General features: G+C 42.4%; 16 protein-coding genes and 1 pseudogene. 6 read left to right on the forward strand and 11 right to left on the reverse strand.

Translation table 11 applies throughout. The annotated features are described in order from the left end of the window. Positions 1 to 222 precede the first annotated feature (222 nt). From ATB76_RS04090 to ATB76_RS04110, 5 genes and pseudogenes are all read left to right on the forward strand, one after another. Positions 223 to 792: an SPOR domain-containing protein gene (locus ATB76_RS04090; RefSeq protein ID WP_061034697.1), complete on the forward strand. Its 570-nt coding sequence runs from the start codon at positions 223 to 225 to the stop codon at positions 790 to 792. Positions 793 to 943: 151 nt separating this feature from the next. After that, positions 944 to 1,933, forward strand: coding sequence for a D-alanine--D-alanine ligase (locus ATB76_RS04095; protein WP_038877884.1), 990 nt, complete (start codon positions 944 to 946; stop codon positions 1,931 to 1,933). 128 nt (positions 1,934 to 2,061) lie between these two features. Continuing rightward, entirely contained in the window at positions 2,062 to 2,445 is a 384-nt protein-coding gene (locus ATB76_RS04100) for a DUF3319 domain-containing protein (protein WP_038870724.1), read from the forward strand. A 4-nt stretch (positions 2,446 to 2,449) separates the two neighbouring features. Continuing rightward, complete coding sequence (gene yciH, locus ATB76_RS04105) at positions 2,450 to 2,761, forward strand: stress response translation initiation inhibitor YciH (protein WP_038870723.1); 312 nt, start codon at positions 2,450 to 2,452, stop codon at positions 2,759 to 2,761. A gap of 450 nt (positions 2,762 to 3,211) precedes the next feature. Then, a pseudogene (locus ATB76_RS04110) lies at positions 3,212 to 3,551 on the forward strand (phage protein); the annotation flags it as partial. On the opposite strand, the gene ATB76_RS04115 reads toward ATB76_RS04110, so the two are convergent. Both ATB76_RS04115 and ATB76_RS04120 read right to left on the reverse strand, forming a co-directional pair. Then, a complete protein-coding gene (locus ATB76_RS04115; protein WP_061034698.1) occupies positions 3,552 to 5,252 on the reverse strand; it encodes an AAA family ATPase in 1,701 nt (566 codons plus the stop codon). 516 nt (positions 5,253 to 5,768) lie between these two features. Next, positions 5,769 to 6,488 carry a hypothetical protein gene (locus tag ATB76_RS04120; RefSeq protein ID WP_061034699.1) on the reverse strand — a complete coding sequence of 240 codons (720 nt, stop codon included), beginning with the start codon at positions 6,486 to 6,488 and terminating at the stop codon, positions 5,769 to 5,771. Positions 6,489 to 7,005: 517 nt separating this feature from the next. Between ATB76_RS04120 and ATB76_RS28060 the strand changes: the two genes are divergently transcribed. After that, positions 7,006 to 7,392: a hypothetical protein gene (locus ATB76_RS28060; protein WP_146075610.1), complete on the forward strand. Its 387-nt coding sequence runs from the start codon at positions 7,006 to 7,008 to the stop codon at positions 7,390 to 7,392. 178 nt (positions 7,393 to 7,570) lie between these two features. Here ATB76_RS28060 and ATB76_RS27080 read toward each other — a convergent pair whose 3' ends face one another. The 9 genes from ATB76_RS27080 to ATB76_RS04160 form a co-directional block, all read right to left on the reverse strand. Then, positions 7,571 to 7,726 (reverse strand): YoaH family protein, encoded by a 156-nt coding sequence (locus ATB76_RS27080; protein WP_080774323.1) that lies wholly within the window; start codon positions 7,724 to 7,726, stop codon positions 7,571 to 7,573. Positions 7,727 to 7,768: 42 nt separating this feature from the next. Next, positions 7,769 to 8,890 carry a conjugal transfer protein TraF gene (locus ATB76_RS04125; protein WP_038877386.1) on the reverse strand — a complete coding sequence of 374 codons (1,122 nt, stop codon included), beginning with the start codon at positions 8,888 to 8,890 and terminating at the stop codon, positions 7,769 to 7,771. Between the two features lie 59 nt (positions 8,891 to 8,949). After that, a complete protein-coding gene (locus ATB76_RS04130; protein WP_038870714.1) occupies positions 8,950 to 9,831 on the reverse strand; it encodes a DUF2861 family protein in 882 nt (293 codons plus the stop codon). A 9-nt stretch (positions 9,832 to 9,840) separates the two neighbouring features. Then, the gene (gene vxrB / locus ATB76_RS04135) at positions 9,841 to 10,503 is read right to left on the reverse strand and encodes a response regulator transcription factor VxrB (RefSeq protein ID WP_038870712.1); all 663 of its coding nucleotides are present in this window, start codon (positions 10,501 to 10,503) and stop codon (positions 9,841 to 9,843) included. After that, complete coding sequence (vxrA, locus tag ATB76_RS04140; protein WP_161625078.1) at positions 10,478 to 11,899, reverse strand: sensor histidine kinase VxrA; 1,422 nt, start codon at positions 11,897 to 11,899, stop codon at positions 10,478 to 10,480. Before vxrA ends, vxrB begins: the two co-directional genes overlap by 26 nt. A 220-nt stretch (positions 11,900 to 12,119) precedes the next feature. Beyond that, a complete protein-coding gene (gene pntB / locus ATB76_RS04145; RefSeq protein ID WP_038877385.1) occupies positions 12,120 to 13,514 on the reverse strand; it encodes a Re/Si-specific NAD(P)(+) transhydrogenase subunit beta in 1,395 nt (464 codons plus the stop codon). A gap of 12 nt (positions 13,515 to 13,526) precedes the next feature. Then, the gene (locus ATB76_RS04150) at positions 13,527 to 15,083 is read right to left on the reverse strand and encodes a Re/Si-specific NAD(P)(+) transhydrogenase subunit alpha (RefSeq protein WP_061034700.1); all 1,557 of its coding nucleotides are present in this window, start codon (positions 15,081 to 15,083) and stop codon (positions 13,527 to 13,529) included. Positions 15,084 to 15,518: 435 nt separating this feature from the next. Further along, positions 15,519 to 15,800 (reverse strand): HlyU family transcriptional regulator, encoded by a 282-nt coding sequence (locus ATB76_RS04155; protein ID WP_038877383.1) that lies wholly within the window; start codon positions 15,798 to 15,800, stop codon positions 15,519 to 15,521. Between the two features lie 50 nt (positions 15,801 to 15,850). Next, a complete protein-coding gene (locus ATB76_RS04160; protein ID WP_038870703.1) occupies positions 15,851 to 16,219 on the reverse strand; it encodes a late competence development ComFB family protein in 369 nt (122 codons plus the stop codon). Between the last annotated feature and the right edge of the window lie 137 nt (positions 16,220 to 16,356).

Below are 16,356 nucleotides of genomic sequence, written 5' to 3' on the forward strand. Positions count from 1 at the left end.
CATAGACGTCGAAAGCGAGTGGTTAGTCCTTATACAATCATAAACGAATAACTTTCTGTTTAAATATGAATAAGCCAGACATTGGTGCAAATCTAAACCATGCTTGTAGAGTTTGTGTCACTCATCACATCAAATTCAAAGATTATTGTGTTTGGTGCTTGATAAAATAGCCTGCTATCGGCATGATTTATCGTAATATTTGTTCAGAGCGTTTGTTACTTCATGAAAAAAATCGCAATCATCGGCTTGTCAGTACTACTTTCTGCTTGTGCCACGGAAACTTACATCACTGACGTGACATCAGAAAGTTACCAAGAAGACTACCAATCTCAGGCTGTCTCTAAGCCAATTATGTCTTCTGAAAACGCAGTGGTAGAAAAAGACGTAGAGCCTACCGTTGTCAAAATGACTGCGAAGCCAGAAGAGAAGAAGGTGGTTAAATTAACCCCTAAAGATCAAGCTAAGCCAGTTAAGATCATTCCACCAAGTAAAAAGCAAGCGAGCATTCAACGCTTTGGTTACACCATCCAAGTTGTTGCCGTCGGCAGCCAAGCGAAAGTAGACCAATTCGCGAGTAAGCTTCCACAAAACAGCCAACCTATTTGGGAAAACTACAAAGTAGTCAATGGCACTAAGTGGTTCTCAGTGCTTTACGGCGATTACGCAACTAGCGCTGAAGCACAACAAGCAATATCGACGCTTCCTGGGCATTTTCAGCAGTTGAAGCCATTTGTTAAGAGTATCGATGCCATTAAAAACTCGGCATACCCAACACTTAATAAACTCAACTAATAACACAAAAAGAAGGGAGCAAATTGCTCCCTTCTTTCTTTGGTTAAATCCTATTCGAACAGCATTCTTCACAGTAAAATTACTGTACGTTGCTAACCAAAAGTTTATCATACTGAATAGTATCTTTTTAAAATCACGGAAAGATTGATTCATGATTAAAAATATTCTTCTTCTATGCGGTGGTTGTTCATCGGAACACGAGATCTCATTATTGTCTGCAAACTTCGTCGAGCAGCAATTAAATTTGATTGAAAACGTTAAAGTAACGCGCGTAGAAATCAAAAATGAAGGTTGGGTAACAAACCAAAATGAGTTGGTTTACCTAGACTTGAACACAAAACAACTTTGTTCAGATACCTCGAGTTTAGCCGTCGATTTTATCGTTCCTTGTATTCATGGTTTCCCTGGTGAAACTGGCGATATTCAGTCCATGTTTGAAATCGCAGGCATTCCATACCTTGGTTGCGGTCCTGAGGCGAGCAGCAACAGCTTCAATAAGATCACATCTAAGCTTTGGTACGATGCAATTGGTATCCCAAACACTCCATACTTATTTCTGACTCGTAATGATGAATACGCCCACGAGAAAGCGCAACAAGCATTTGATAAATGGGGAAAAGTGTTTGTCAAAGCTGCTCGTCAAGGTTCTTCTGTTGGGTGTTACAGTGTCACTGAAAAGTCAAAATTACGACAAGCAGTCAACGATGCCTTCGGTTTTTCTGAGCAGGTGTTGATTGAAAAGTCAGTGAAACCACGTGAGCTTGAAGTCGCAGCTTATGAGATGGGTGGCCAACTGCACATTACCAAACCAGGTGAGGTAATCGCGCCTGATGGTGCCTTCTATTCTTACGATGAGAAGTACAGCAGTGCGAGTCATTCGCTGACAGAAGTTGAAGCAAAGAACTTAACAGAAGAGCAGGTGGATGCGATTCTTGAAGCTTCACAGACAGTCTTTAAGCAAATGAATCTTCGCCATTTATCGCGTATCGATTTCTTCTTAACGGAAGACAATGAAATCTATTTGAATGAGGTAAATACTTTCCCAGGTATGACGCCGATCTCGATGTTCCCTAAAATGCTGCAAAATAATGGTCATCAGTTCCACGAATTTTTAGCTGATTGTATTAATACTGCAAGCTAACTAACGTTACCGTCATTCGTTTTGTGGTAGAAATAAGAATAACCGAACTTTTGTAAGGCATTAGTGTTTGAATATTGTTCGGTTATAATTATGATTGTATCAAAGCATTAGATAGATGGCTCAGTGGTATGGCAATTTCAAATTATAGAGGTTTTAACCTGCAATCAGGCGGATCCGATGGTAGCGTTTGGAAGGTTAAAATCAAAAACCACGTTTTACAAGGCAGTTTAACGGCGGTAAAAAAGAGCATTGATTGGTGGTGTGATACCGCGTCTATTATCGACCCCAAAGAGTTTTCTTCTTTAGGTCAACGAACGCAAAGCACCGGCAACCCTCAATCTGAAGTATTTAATGGCTACACGATAAAGAACGATACAGGAGAGCCAAATGCTTGGTACTGTATGTTCAATGGCAAGTTGATTAAAGGTGCGAAAGCCGCAATTCAACGTCATATCGAAGCGTATTTAGTTGCAAAGCAAAAAGCGATGCAAGCACAACAGCAAAAGAAATAAGAGTATGTCTCTCGTATATTCAACAGAAACTGGTCGAATCAAACCTGAAGAAGAAAAAGTCGAACGTCCTAAAGGCGACGGTGTTGTTCGTATTCAACGACAAACTAAAGGTCGCAAAGGAAAAGGCGTTTGTATCGTCACAGGTTTGGATTTAGATGACGCTCCGCTAAAGTTGTTAGCCGCAGAACTGAAAAAAGTGTGTGGCTGCGGTGGTTCAGTAAAAGATGGAACCATTGAAATTCAAGGTGATGCTCGTGATAAAATCAAAGCTCATCTTGAAAAGAAAGGCATGACAGTTAAGTTGGCCGGCGGTTAATTTAAACTAAGCAAAAGATTTTAAAGAGCGTCTCAAACAGACGCTCTTTTTGTATCTGTGGTTTGTGTCCGCAAAAGTTGTAATGCGTATGAAACATACCAAAGAACAAGCAACGATTAGTAAGCTAAAAGACAAACGAGCTAATAGCAGAGCGAGCAATCGTAGATTGATAGATCCATATTAGCTATTTTATGGTAAATCACCATTATGTTTAATGAACCTAACAAACGATGTCTGAATTTGAAATCTGAGAGGGATAGAGACCCATGTATGGAAGATTTGGCGTACGTCTATATTTCATTTAACATAACACATATAATGCGCACTCAAGATGTTAGAGCAATTTAGTAATGTCCGGTTTTAGCCACTTTAAAATGTCCTCCTAAGATTAACAACATTGTTTGCTTTTGAGGCTTTAACCGATGTTGATTAACAACAAGCTGTCGCGAAACTAAGTCAACTGTTGTCCGTTGGCTTGAACGCACCATAACTGTTAATCCAATGGCAGAAAAACTTCTACTCATCAAATCACTTGGATACTTTCCTAATGATATTCGTTGGTCTGGTTTTCGTGTTTGTGAGAAACGCGCCATCATCACGCCGTCTGTTCGTGCGTTCAGCCCTAAAGAATTGGAAAGTTTCGTGTTCTGGCGTCGAGCATCGTCAGCTAGTCGAAAAACTTGGACATATAGACCAACCCAAGGTCTATCCTGCTAAAGAAAACGTTTTACCGTTTAAAGGCGGACGTCGAATGAAAGCCGCCGAGTGGAAACTAGGTAAGCTAAAGTGACTACCTTGCTGCGTATAGAGTTTCTAAATAATCTTGGTTATGTTCCGGCTCTTTAGATGCATCATCGATATTGAGGATGTATCTAAGATACTTTATGGCTTTCTTGTTCGAATCATCTAACTTCCAACCTTGGCTCTCTAAAAATGCACTATATGGCTTGCCAAGACTACTCTTGTATTTATAACCGTTAGCTGACTCAAACTCTGATTCGAAAGTGAATCGCGTTACCTTCACCTGATTTTGTTGAGAGTGCGTTACGGCTGACCAAATCGTTTCATTCAAAGTCCATGCACTATTTTTGTCCCCATTTTTGTCTAATTTGTCATCTACGTCATGTAGGATCCAGTGAGGTATTTTAAAATGCGTAAGTACCTTCTGGAAAAATGGGATGTTGTTTTTTGTTCCACAGTTCACGACGTGAATTGACTCATTAGCTAAACCTTCAGAAACCATTCTAGCTATCAAGGCTCTTATTGCCACAGCTTCTGTATCTCCTTCAACTAGGACGACTTTATCATTAAAAAATGCTTCACATACGTGGGGGTTAAAGTAGTTCAGCATCTTCATACAATCTCTTTCATTGCTATCGAACAAGTCATGCGATACCTGATGTAAAGTAACGACTTTATTCTCGTTTGTTGATGCTCTGACCAATGTTGTATGAGGTTTTGATAAGTCCACCATGATCGGTGCATGTGTTGCCGCTAGAATCTGAAATTCAGAGTCATTACCTAGTGCGTAGATAAGGTCTCGGATGCACCTTATTGCCTCTGGGTGTAGATATAACTCAGGTTCTTCAATTAAAAGAATTCTAGACTTGCTTTGAACTGTTGTAGCGTCAAATTCAAAATTTTGGGCTTTTCGCTGTTTCGCTCCTTTCTTTATTTCTTCAAGCTGTCTAGCAAGTCCCCTGAAGGCACTTACGATGAATTGCCTTCTAACTCCGTGTCCATGAGTCATAAAGTCCATTGATGGTTTTCCATCTTGTTCGATGCTAACTACGGTGCTTTTTTTAAACAACTCGGCAATATTAGCGTTGCTTTCACTTTCTAGTAAAAACTTTAGCGATGGGAATACTTCAGCTAACGCTAGGTTGAGGTTTTTTTGAATTTGCAGCGAATATTTGCTGCTCGTAATTTCTTTTTCTAGCGCACCGACTGCTTCTATCGCTGTTAAATAGACCGGCTCGTTTGATAATGCTTTTAAAATCGTTTCTTGAACTAAACTTTGGAGTAACGCTAAAATCTCCTCTGGAGATGTGCTACCTCTAATCCAAACTGGTGTTGGGCAAGCATTTTGTAGAAGAGTATCTATGCCTCCTGCACCACCTTTCCCCCAACCTTTCACTGGATCTCTGGTTTCTTTTACTCCTTTGGTATCTTCCGACACCCATGTCTTTCGAACTTTGGCTATGTCTTTGTCATCCCATAGCTTTGCTAAAGCCTTATGTTCTATATCGTCTTTATTTTCCGCTTGTATCCATGCTTCAATAACAATCGCTTTTGTATTGTCTTTACCATGAAAGTCAGTCAACTTTGCTTGCCTAGATGCTGTAACGAGCATGTCATAGGCTTCTAGAATCGTTGATTTCCCTGCGTTATTTTCGCCACAGACGAAGATTATGTTGTTATTATCAAACTCTACCTCAACTCCTTCACCAATACCTCGGAAGTTTTTGATTTTTAGTTTTATTAGTCTCATGTCATAACCTTTCGTTAGTCTCGTTCGGTGTCTAGCATTGTAAGTGATATGACAATTGGCTTATATGCATTTATTTTTATAGAAACAATAAAAGCCTAACCCCATCGCTAAGGTTCGGCTTCTCTGTAGGCTTCTTGATTTTGGTGGACGTCGATGAAAACGAATTGGAAGCCTGTCGAGGTCAATCGACCTGCTAAATGTATTGGGTCCCTGCCCGCTGTGTAAATAGTCATTAGTGTGTGGGGGCGAGTTTAACCCTTTATGCGTCAACATTACGCGAAGCTTTTAGAACCAATACGCTTTCTCGAACGTCTTGCAGTCCTTTGATGAGTAACAATCTGGTATTTCAGATTCATCCCCATCAGCGCAAACATCACAAGTGAATAAGACTTTAACTTGGGCTAGTTCTACCCAAGCACCCTACACTTCTATATGGTTTTGGCGATTTACTACGGATAGTGAATTACCAATATAAGCTATTTATCCCAGAGTGACTTGCCTTAAAAACAAAAAGGTTTAGCTGTTTTCAGTATCAAACAATGTTTTTGCCAAACCGGTGGCGACATGACTATCACGATGGGCGGTTTTGTTTTTCCAGTTCGAATTGTCATTCAAGAAATAGTTGTTATGGAACGCGAATAGAGCACGTTCTACCATTGAAGGAGTATTCTCTCCGAACTCTTCCATTGCCTTCTTTCTAAATGCGGTCACTAACTGCTCATTGGTGTATGCTTTTTCGAGTTGCTGCGTTGTTGTAAATCCAAGGGCACCGGAAATCTTGGAATCTACGATCATTAAAGGGAACGCACTGTCGTGGCTCCAAAAATAAGCATGCTTAGTTGCGAACGATTTGCCAATTCCGTCGAGCTTACAGAACTCATCTATGCACTTGATATTGCCATCGACTGCGAGTTGGACCCCAAGCATGTACTGTTCAAATGCTCTTACATCATCTTCTAGCACTTGTCGCGGGGCATCTTTCCCTTTCATTGGTACATAAAACAACCTTCCAGATGGACCACCCCAGCAATAAATGAGATCAACGATTCTAAGTATCGTTGATTTGTCGAATTGCTTTTTACTGATCATGGAAAAAATTTCGTCCATACAGGCATTTAAGTCACCATTGAAATGCATGTATTTTCTAGAGTTAACGTTGGAATAAGTTGTCTTTTTTCCTACGGTCTCATACCAGGTCGTGTACCAGAATTGATAATCGATTTCGGGAAACTTCACTGTCACTTTCCTTTTTTGGGTTACTGGTTGTGTCTGCGCCCGTAGTAACTAGTTTTACTCGGTTCTCGATACCATAGAGTTAAAAAAGCCGAACCCCATCGCCAAGGGTTCGGCTTTTTAGTTGGCTTCTCACTGATCATGGAAACGTATGTAGTAACATTTTCGAAGCCGTCTAGGTCAATAGACGTGCCTAAGGTATCGGTTCAGCGCACGTTGTGTAAATCATCATTAGTGCAGGTCTGAACTAGATCGAAAGGTTTAAGCGCTTATTAGATTCTACTTACATATTGTTTAGACACACTATACATAACTCGTCTCTCCTGCTGCTTTTATCTGGGGCCAACAACACTAACGAACTAAGTATCTACCATGCAGCAAAGGGCTTAAGAATTAACTGCAAACTTTACTCATCAATAGTTCACCCCATTTAGCATCTCACTTTCAATCCTATAACGTTACAGTGTAATACGTAAGTAAAATTGCGTTTATATCTCCAATGTAGGCCAGTGATCATTTTTTGAAAAAAGTTGCGCTCATTCCATCTAAATCTCACGTTGAAAAACACCGTTTACTCATTCTCTTTTTCTGTTTTAAGTACGGTTTCAGATTTGGTTCGGTTTTAGTCGGCAAGTACTCACTGTTTTCACAAGTACCATTTTATATGTCTAAATTTTCTGCCAATCAAAGTGACGGCGTCTCTTTTATGTTTTTGCAGAACATTTCACTATTGGATATGGCCATTGGACTCGTCACTGTAATTAAATTACAGAATGAGGTGGGAGCGTTTTATTGCTTGAATGATTATCCCGAGTTAAGTGCTTGTATTTTAGGGGTTATGTTTAATTTACTGTGCTTGTGCAGTGTTTTTGCCTGCATTTCAAAAGTGACAGTTAATGGTGGCTAGTAAAATTTTACTAACTTATTATGGCAGGTGTTTCTACTCCACTTTTGAACTGCTTGGTTACGTGGTAACGTTGAATTTGTTTAAGGTAGTGTGGTGAAAAGACGGGGAGCTGTTTGATTTAGCGATATATGTGAGGGGCGTAAAAAAGCAGGGTCTGTGCCCTGCTCTTTGTAATTTCTTAGTCTTGTTTCTTCGCGGCGTATTCTGCTCGAATTTGCTGGGCTACGATCTTAATCGCTTCTGCGGTACTGGTACCCTTCTGCATTAATTCTTGAATACGTTCTACAGCTTGTTGCTGTTCTTGATGAGACAGAGGTGGTAAATCGTCAAACATAAAAAAGCTCCTCAATATGAGGAGCTGACTATAACGGCTCGCTTAGTAGGTCGCAAGGAAATTAATCGAAGCACCCATTGCGTTTTCATTGGTATATTGCGCTGCAATATCAAGTTCGATTAAGTTCAAAGGTGACAAACCAATACCCGCCGTGATCGTTCCCTCGTCATCTGAACGAGCAAGGTTTTTCATGTATCCCCCACGCAGTGCTAGCTGACGAAGTACGTCAATTTCAAAACCGGCTCGAACCATTTGCGTGTTGTCATCAAAGGTAGAGAACTTCTTCTCTTCATTCAAATCGTAGTCAACGCTGAAGCTGAAGTAATCTGCGACATATCCGGCACCTACGGTGTAGACTGGTCGCATACTGTATTCGTAGGATTGAATGGTATCGCCGTTGTAGGTGAAAGATTTCGTTTTCACGTCGCGACCGATTAAGTTTTTCGCTGAAATACCTAAACGGTAAGGACCAAAGAACCACAATGCACCCGCATCAAGGTTAAACATGGTTTCTGCAGTTTCATTTTCACGCAAATCTTTGGTATCGAACGCAGCAAAGCTTGTTGCGTAAGAGTAAGTGTAGATGCGCTGTAGTTTTGGTGTAATACCAAACGACAAATGCTGATTCATGAAGTTGGTGTATTTAGCGAGGGAGATCCCCGCTTCTGCCACACCAATAGAGACGCCGCGCACGTAGCTATCATTTAACGGGTCACCACTTGCCGTGTCGATAGTCGGTTCAACGAAAGACTCGGTATATAATTTTCCGTAAGCTGTTGCAGATAAGAATTTATTAGGAATACCAACGGCGACGACACCACCAAGGTCAAAATCCATCTTTTGCCCGTTAATCGCGTCTAAGGAATTTACGATTTCTGTTGGATCGGTCAGCTTACCTATGCGTTCGATTTCGTCGATTAAACCGTCTTGATCGTTATAGTTAACGCCAAAACTTGGCACGATCATACCTGCATCATCATTACGACGGTAGATTGCCGTTAATGCCGGGTTAAAGAATGGTGCAGTTAGGTAAGAGGCTGATACGGTGCCGACTCCACCCATTGCGTCACTACGAGCTTCGATTGCGTAAGTGCCAGCAAAAGCAGCGCTAGAGCATAACGCTGCTGTGATGGTCGTGGTTAAAATTTTGAATTGTGTCTTCATACTACACTTGTGATTTCGTTCGTCCTGAACTTATATCGGCACAAGTGTAATTTCTTTAGCTATTCTTCGAGAGAAACATCATAAGTTCGGCTAATAGTTTGAGCCTGCTCAACAATAATGTCACCTTGCCAACGTCGACTGTTAATGCTCACAGCTAACACATATCGGTCATTAGGGATTCCATCTAATTCGAGAGAATTTGGGTAATTAGATTCGTATGTCTTTTTCCATACTTGGTCATATTGACCTTCGACATAATCATAAAGGCCGACTTCTAGCTGTGGTAGCGGACAATGTGGGTTCCGTAACGCGCTCTTCTCTACTTTCCAGTTCTCTTTTGAAGTCCAACGAACATATTGTGTCGAGTTTGAATCGCCTAAGATCACCCATGTACGGTAAGTACGTTTGTCTTTTGTCGTCACTGATAAGTGATATAAGCCCGCATCCAACTTGCCTGTTAGATTGTAGCGTTTTAAAAAGCTGCGTTCATTTGCCAGTTCTGCGCCTTCCGGTTGCTCTTCAAAATTGAATGAGCTGTCTGCAGAGATCGTACTGTCGACCCAACGGCGGAAAGAGATGTCTTCAATATCCGTTGTTGCACGCAGTTTAACGACAAGTCGATAAGTATCTCTGCCTGGGCTTTGGATGGTTTGTCGAATAACGTTAATGCCGCTTATCCAATCAGGAAGCGTGACACCTGTTAATGATTTGCCGCAGTCTCTAGAAAGTGATTGTGCTAATAAATCATTGAGGTGCGGTGTGAGTTCTTTGTTTGGTTCACTTTGCCATAGTTCGACAAGGGAATTGAACATGCCACCAAGGTCATCTTCGAGCAGATGCTGGTGAGCTTGTGTCAGTGGTGTATTAGTTTGAAACCAGTCCGTAGCTTGGACTGGTTTCACTAATAGCAATGAGAGAACTACAGGAAGTAGTGTTTTCATTCTTTGCCGTTACGCTTTCATCTTGTAACCAACGCCACGTAGCGTTTCGATTTCTAGACCCGGTAGCTTTTGACGTAACTGAAGTACGTGAGTATCTACAGTACGCGTTGTTGGGAAATGGTTGTAACCCCAAACGTGATCTAATAATTCATCACGTGTAAATACGCGACCTAAGTTAGATGCCAAGAACAGCAGTAGATCGAACTCGGTACGAGTCAGTGTGATCATTTCACCTTGGAATACGACTTCGCGAGTTGCGCGGTCGATCTCAAGGTCTTTGGTCATCACTTTGTCTGCATTACCCTGCTCCGCTGAATCTGGTGCGCGAAGTTGTGCTCGGATACGCGCAAACAGTTCCGCTTCTGCAAATGGTTTTGTTAAGTAATCGTTCGCACCAGAATCTAAACCCGCAACTTTATCTTTTACAGTAACCAGTGCAGTAAGAAGGATTACAGGGATATCTTTAATTTTTTTCCATTCAGGAAGAGATTGTACTGAGTCGCCGTCTGGTAGTTGGCGGTCCAGAATGACTAAGTCAGCCTTTTTCCATTGTGGCTCAACGTCTGAAATACGCTCCACATGTAAACACTCATATCCTGCTTGTTCCAGGCTTACTAACAGGCCGTCAGCCAAGTTTTTATCGTCCTCAACGAGAAGCAGTGTCTGTTTCACAAGGTATCTCCAATATAAAGGTTGTAGGTGGTCCCATTAGGGACATTTTTCCGCCCATGCGGCCTACCATTGATTCAACTATTGTTAATCCAAGCCCTAGTCCGCTCTTACTTACGAACGGCTTTCTTAGGTTTGCCCAATCTTTTGCAGTTAAACTGCCGGCGTCTATGACTTGGATAATGATTTTATCCGCACTGGTTTCTACACATAGTTCGACCGGTGCTTTACCGTACTTTAATGCGTTTCGTAGCAAGTTATCGATACAGGTTCCGAGCCAATACACGTTAACTTTAGCAGCTACATCTTCGTTTATTTTGAAAAGTACAGCGTTATCAAATTCTTCTTCAATCTTATATTCTAGCCATTCTGCAACAGAAGGAACCCAGTCTGTTGCAAGCATTTGGTTATCAGATTGCAAATAATCTTTACTTGCCTCTGCTAACTGGCGTAATCGGCGCGTATCTTCGCATAATCGACGAAATTCGTCGTAAACGGTTTCTGGAAGATGTTCGAACTCACGACGGAAACCTTCAACGGTTAAAGACAAAGACGCAATCGGCGTTCTTAGTTCGTGAGTAAGAATTTGCAGCACCAACATGCGACTGCGCATTTCTTCTCGTTTGCTGTTCCAGCGATACACTGCCCAGCCGATCACCAATAAGATGTTGGCAATCACAAGAATGATCATGCTGATCCGCAACACTTGCGAGTGATCTTCTACATCCCAACAAATGTTACCGCGTTTCACAAAGCAGCTTCGGCTTTCTGATGCGAGTCCGTAAGACAGACCAGCATTCGCAACGTTTTCTTGCCAAACATTTTTAGAGAAAACGAAGTAGTGATCACCGCGGCGTAGCCAAAGCTCCTTCCCTTCAATGAACATGCTCGCACCAGCGATGAGTGCGTTTATTGCATCATCATCCATGCTTTGCAAGCTTTCTAGCAGTTCGTCGCCATCGTCGTTAGTGCGCTCTTTAATGTGCATGTACTGTGCAAGCTTAGGGCGCAGTTCTGGATATTTCTCAGCGTAACGAGCTGCGTAAGTGCCGCCTCCTGGGTGAATTAACCCACTACGAGAAAACCAACGTGGTGTGAGTTGCGTTCCTTTACATAAGGCACGAGTAAACACCAAAGGTTCCGTAATTAAAGGACTTAACGGCAGTTTTCCGCGACATGTGTTCGCCAGGCGATACAGCTGTTGAATGTCTTTTAGCGGATAATCGGCCGTTTGTGGCAACATTGAGTCCGGTGAAAGCAATTTGGTTGGGTAGTTCGATTGCAGTATGCGTATATCATACGATTTAAGAGCCACTTCATAATTAAATAGCTCTGTAAACGTATCTATTCGTTCTGGTAATGAATCTGCAAATGCGCTTGCCGAGAAAAGTGGCAGCATTAAGGCAGAACGGAGCAAAAACTGTTTAATCAAACTGTTACCGGTACTTGTTACATTAGCCAGAACTATACATCAATCTAAAAACAAATGACATTAGGCAGCTTAAGGATTTGCAGTACTATAACATTGAAAGCCCACAAAAAAAGGCCAGCGAATGCTGGCCTTGATGAGTTTTAAAGCAAATACTTCCATTCGAAGCAGATGCTGATGTCCCCTACGCTTACAGTGCTTTGGAGATTGCTTCTACGCTCTCTTTCGCATCACCGAACAACATCGATGTATTCTCTTTAAAGAACAGTGGGTTTTGAACGCCTGCGTAACCTGTATTCATTGAACGCTTGAATACGATGACATTTTGCGCATTCCAAACTTCTAATACTGGCATACCAGCAATCGGGCTGTTTGGATCTTCCAGTGCAGCTGGGTTTACTGTGTCGTTTGCGCCGATGACCAGAACCGTATCTGTTGCTGGGAAGTCGTCATTGATTTCGTCCATTTCTAGTACGATGTCATACGGTACTTTCGCTTCAGCCAATAGAACGTTCATGTGACCAGGTAGACGGCCAGCTACTGGGTGAATACCAAAGCGAACTTCAATGCCTTGAGCTCGTAGCTTGTCTGTGATCTCATGTACTGGGTATTGAGCTTGTGCCACTGCCATTCCGTATCCTGGGGTGATGATTACGGACTTCGAGTTTTTCAGCATTTCAGCAACTTCTTCAGCTGATGTTTCGCGATGTTCCCCCTGTTCTTCGTCACTTGAAATCACTACTTCTTGACCGAAGCCGCCTGCAATTACGCTTACAAACGAGCGGTTCATTGCTTTACACATGATGTAAGAAAGGATGGCACCTGAAGAACCAACCAGCGCACCAGTCACGATCAATAGATCGTTTGCTAGCATGAAGCCTGCTGCCGCAGCCGCCCAACCGGAGTATGAGTTCAGCATTGAAACAACAACCGGCATATCTGCTCCACCGATTGATGCCACTAAGTGGTAACCGAATGCAAAAGCAATCAGTGTCATCAAGATCAGTGCGAACATGCTGCCGTCTGCTTTTACGAAGTAAATCATAAGCAGTGTTGAAACAACGATCGCAGCGAGGTTCATCTTGTGTTTGTGAGGTAGGTTAAGTGGTGAAGAAGAAATGATCCCACGAAGCTTACCAAACGCTACGATAGAACCAGTAAAGGTTACCGCACCGATGAACACACCAAGGAATACTTCTACAAGGTGGATAACGTGCTCTGCGTGAATACCAGCAAGATCTGTTGATACTGGTGCTGGTGGCTCTAAGTAGCTGTTGTAACCAACAAGTACCGCGGCCATACCCACGAAGCTATGTAGAATCGCAACCAATTCTGGCATTTCTGTCATTTCTACTTTCTTCGCGTAGTGGATACCAATACCACCACCGATCACCATCGCGATGATGACCCATGCAAAGCCTTCGGCACTTGGGCTGAAAATTGTCGCAATAAGCGCAATTGCCATACCAGCAATACCGTAGTAGTTACCATTTCGTGCTGATTCTTGTTTAGAAAGTCCCGCGAGACTTAAGATGAAAAATAGCGCAGCAATAATGTATGCCGCTTGTACTAATCCTGCAGACATTGGTAACTCCTATTATTTGTCTTTGCGGAACATTTCAAGCATACGTTTGGTCACGGTAAAGCCACCAAAGATGTTTATGCTTGCAATGAGAACAGCAATGAATGATAGGAAGGTAACTACACCATTACCTTGACCAATTTGCAGTAGCGCGCCCACTACGATGATGCCGGAAATCGCGTTTGTTACCGACATAAGTGGTGTATGCAGTGCGTGAGTCACGTTCCAAACAACGTAGTAACCTACCACACACGCTAATACGAAAACGGTGAAGTGTGATAGGAATGCAGCCGGAGCGACTGATGCAACCCAGCCAAACGCACCCAAACCAATAACCAGTGGTGCGAATTTCTTAACTGGTGATGTTGGCTCTTCAACTTTCGGCTCTTTTTTGACCGGTTCTTGGTTTTTTGCTTGTGGTTGAGCAGAAACTTGAATCGGTGGTGCTGGCCAAGTAATTTCGCCTTCTTTCACGACGGTCACACCACGTAACACAACGTCTTCAAAGTCGATATCGATGTTGCCATCTTTCTCTTTGCACAACAGTTTTAGAAGGTTTACAAGGTTGGTTGCGTAGAGCTGAGAAGATTGCGTTGGCAGACGGCCTACCATGTCAGTGTAACCAACGATTTTTACGCCATTGGCTGTCGTGATGACTTTGTCTTTTTCTGTATATTCACAGTTACCGCCATTGGCAGCCGCCAGATCAACGATCACGCTGCCCGCTTTCATGCTGTCGACCATTTCTTTGGTGATCAACGTCGGTGCTGGGCGGCCAGGAATTAGCGCCGTAGTGATGATGATATCAACATCTTTCGCTTGCTCAGCGTATAGCTCAGCCGCTTTCTTGTTGAACTCATCAGACATTTCTTTAGCGTAACCGTCACCTGAGCCTGAGTCTTCTTTGAAATCTACTGTCAGGAACTCAGCGCCCATTGATTCGACTTGTTCTTTCACTTCAGGACGAACGTCGAAAGAACGAACGATTGCGCCAAGGCTACCAGCCGCACCGATTGCTGCAAGTCCTGCGACACCTGCACCTGCAACTAACACTTTAGCTGGTGGTACTTTACCAGCGGCAGTAATTTGGCCAGTGAAGAAACGACCGAATTCATGAGCAGCTTCAACCACTGCTCGGTAACCGGCGATGTTAGCCATAGAAGAGAGTGCGTCTAATGCTTGCGCACGTGAGATACGAGGAACGGAGTCCATTGCGAGAACGTTGATGTTCTTGCTTGAGAGCTGTTCCATTAACTCCGCGTTTTGCGCTGGCCAGATAAAGCTAACCAATGTTGCGCCATCTTGTAACAATGCGATCTCATCGATGCCATTTTTTTCATCAACATGAGGCGCATTCACTTTAAGAATTAAGCCTGATTGCCATACTTCGTCGCTAGATACAATTGTCGCCCCTGCTGCTTCATAAGCCGCATTGTCGAAACTGGCTAGCACCCCCGCTTGTGATTCGATTGCGACATCGAACCCCAACTTAATTAACTGCTCAACCGATTTAGGTGATGCAGCTACTCGCGATTCACCCGCGAGTATTTCTCTAGGTACACCGATTTGCAAAACGCATACTCCTTGTATACATATCAATAATTAGTCCCAAAACAGAGCGTTGCTCTACTCTAATTCTTTTTTATTTCTATCTGTTTACTACGCAAGAAAACGCAAACGAATGATGGTGTTTTGGGTCACCCATTTGCACAGTCAAATCTTGACTAACAGCCCTGTTATTCTTCTGTTTTTAACGAACGTCCATCATGACTTCAAGTATTTTGTAATAAAAATACTAAATTTCATTACATATAACGCTAAGTAATGAATAATTCTCTACTTCGCGCTGAAAAATAACAACGATTAGCGCCACTAGACAGAGGTCTAACCAGATGAATGTTAAGTGGTTAATTTAACAGGTAATTAAGCCATAAAAAGAAAGAGAGCCATCAGCATATACACTAATGGCTCTCTTGGAGATGATTCGAATCAAGTTGCAGTGAGTTCTTAATTGAAGATTTTTTCACCCATTTGGTCGATGAACATCTGCGCTTTTTTCAGCATCAGCTCATTGGCGTCTTGTTCTGATCCTATCAAGTCGGAACGAATAAAGCGGTGGGTTTTCACTTCTCCATCGAACTCTTTCTCAATCCGTCCTGCAATGCGGTACTGACCACCTTCTGAAATACTCTCTTGGTAAATCAAAAAGCCTTTATATTCGACGGGGTCTACGGTTTTAACTGCGGCAGTTTTATCACCACCACCAAACAAGCGCGAAAAGAATCCCACAATTCCTCCTTGGGTATGCCTTATCTATTTAAGACTGATTAAGACACTCATTACTTAATGTTGACGTTGAGAATTGGCTTCTCAAACCAATCCAGTTCTTTGTCTTCATCATAACTGGTATGCGAGAAAATTACAGGTACATCATTGTTACGATTCGTGCGTCGATCTTCTTGTACCATTGCTGCTGCATTTTCTACCGCGATATAGACACTATCTTTAAACTGCGTCAGTTTACGTTCAGGTAGAGCAGACAGAAAATCGATATCATGGCGGATATAAACTGGTTTTAATTGGATCAGCGCCAAGCAAGCGATGTCAGCTAACTGTTCATGATCAAACTGATCGACGTATCGCTCTGAAGAGAGTTCTTGCCCTACGAGGGTCTCCATATAATTGTGTACATCTGAACTGATTTGCATCGATTTTTCTCCTTTGCTCAACACTACGAAATTATAGCAGTCACAACTATCATGCAACTTGTTGATTGGTCTTAATTTAATCAACCTCTCTCTTTTTGTAATCATCGACTGTAAAACACTTGGAAAATTCGCAAATA

The organism is Vibrio sp. MOR3, from assembly GCF_001557775.1.
Lineage (GTDB): Bacteria > Pseudomonadota > Gammaproteobacteria > Enterobacterales > Vibrionaceae > Vibrio > Vibrio jasicida.

Coding starts and splice junctions, on each gene's coding strand:
- pntB (WP_038877385.1), bottom strand. CDS start 13,514: ATGTCTGCAGGATTAGTACAAGCGGCATACATTATTGCTGCGCTATTT.
- ATB76_RS04160 (WP_038870703.1), bottom strand. CDS start 16,219: ATGCAAATCAGTTCAGATGTACACAATTATATGGAGACCCTCGTAGGG.
- vxrA (WP_161625078.1), bottom strand. CDS start 11,899: ATGCTGCCACTTTTCTCGGCAAGCGCATTTGCAGATTCATTACCAGAA.
- ATB76_RS04125 (WP_038877386.1), bottom strand. CDS start 8,890: ATGAAGACACAATTCAAAATTTTAACCACGACCATCACAGCAGCGTTA.
- ATB76_RS04095 (WP_038877884.1), top strand. CDS start 944: ATGATTAAAAATATTCTTCTTCTATGCGGTGGTTGTTCATCGGAACAC.
- ATB76_RS04115 (WP_061034698.1), bottom strand. CDS start 5,252: ATGAGACTAATAAAACTAAAAATCAAAAACTTCCGAGGTATTGGTGAA.
- ATB76_RS04100 (WP_038870724.1), top strand. CDS start 2,062: ATGGCAATTTCAAATTATAGAGGTTTTAACCTGCAATCAGGCGGATCC.
- ATB76_RS04130 (WP_038870714.1), bottom strand. CDS start 9,831: ATGAAAACACTACTTCCTGTAGTTCTCTCATTGCTATTAGTGAAACCA.
- ATB76_RS27080 (WP_080774323.1), bottom strand. CDS start 7,726: ATGTTTGACGATTTACCACCTCTGTCTCATCAAGAACAGCAACAAGCT.
- yciH (WP_038870723.1), top strand. CDS start 2,450: ATGTCTCTCGTATATTCAACAGAAACTGGTCGAATCAAACCTGAAGAA.
- ATB76_RS04090 (WP_061034697.1), top strand. CDS start 223: ATGAAAAAAATCGCAATCATCGGCTTGTCAGTACTACTTTCTGCTTGT.